The 1116-nt window shown below is 62.7% G+C and carries 1 protein-coding gene; it reads left to right on the top strand.

What is annotated here, in order from left to right; genetic code table 11:
- Position 1 precedes the first annotated feature (1 nt).
- Positions 2–1116, top strand: a 1115-nt coding sequence (gene tuf / locus ISS99_RS00105; protein WP_204629529.1) for an elongation factor Tu, incomplete at its 3' end; no start/stop codon positions are given.

Raw genomic sequence — 1116 nt, 5'->3', positions numbered from 1 at the left:
CATGGCAAAGGGTAAATTCGAACGCACCAAGCCGCACGTGAACGTGGGCACGATTGGTCACGTGGATCACGGCAAGACGACGCTGACGGCGGCGCTGACGAAGGTCGGTGCAGAGCGTTTTGGTGGTGAATTCAAGGCGTACGACGCGATCGACGCAGCGCCGGAAGAGAAGGCGCGCGGCATCACGATCTCGACGGCGCACGTGGAATACGAATCGCCGAACCGCCACTACGCACACGTGGACTGCCCGGGCCACGCCGACTACGTGAAGAACATGATCACGGGTGCGGCGCAGATGGACGGCGCGATCCTGGTGTGCTCGGCCGCTGACGGCCCGATGCCGCAGACGCGCGAACACATCCTGCTGTCGCGCCAGGTGGGCGTGCCGTACATTGTCGTGTTCCTGAACAAGGCCGACATGGTGGACGACGCCGAGCTGCTGGAGCTGGTGGAGATGGAAGTGCGTGAACTTCTGTCCAAGTACGAATTCCCGGGCGACGACACCCCGATCGTTCATGGTTCGGCCAAGCTGGCGCTGGAAGGCGACCAGTCGGAAATCGGCGTGCCGGCGATCATCAAGCTGGTGGACGCGCTGGACAGCTACATTCCGGAGCCGGTGCGCGTGCTGGACAAGGCATTCCTGATGCCGGTGGAAGACGTGTTCTCGATCTCCGGCCGCGGTACGGTGGTGACCGGTCGCGTGGAGACGGGCATCATCAAGGTCGGTGACGAAATCGAAATCGTGGGCCTGAAGCCGACGGTGAAGACGACGGTGACCGGCGTTGAAATGTTCCGCAAGCTGCTGGATCAGGGTCAGGCGGGCGACAACGTGGGCCTGCTGTTGCGCGGCACGAAGCGTGAAGACGTGGAGCGCGGCCAGGTGCTGGCCAAGCCGGGTTCGATCACCCCGCACACCGAGTTCGAAGGCGAGATCTACGTGCTGTCGAAGGAAGAAGGTGGTCGTCACACCCCGTTCTTCAGCAACTACCGTCCGCAGTTCTACTTCCGCACCACCGACGTGACCGGCGCGATCAAGCTGCCGGAAGGCGTTGAAATGGTGATGCCGGGCGACAACGTGAAGATCTCGGTGACGCTGATTGCCCCGATCGCGATGAC

Origin of the sequence: Dyella mobilis, assembly GCF_016904945.1 — a bacterium.
GTDB classification, from domain to species: domain Bacteria; phylum Pseudomonadota; class Gammaproteobacteria; order Xanthomonadales; family Rhodanobacteraceae; genus Dyella_B; species Dyella_B mobilis.
The sequence above is the reverse complement of the archived record's forward strand: the minus strand, read 5'-3'. Positions and strand labels throughout refer to the sequence as shown.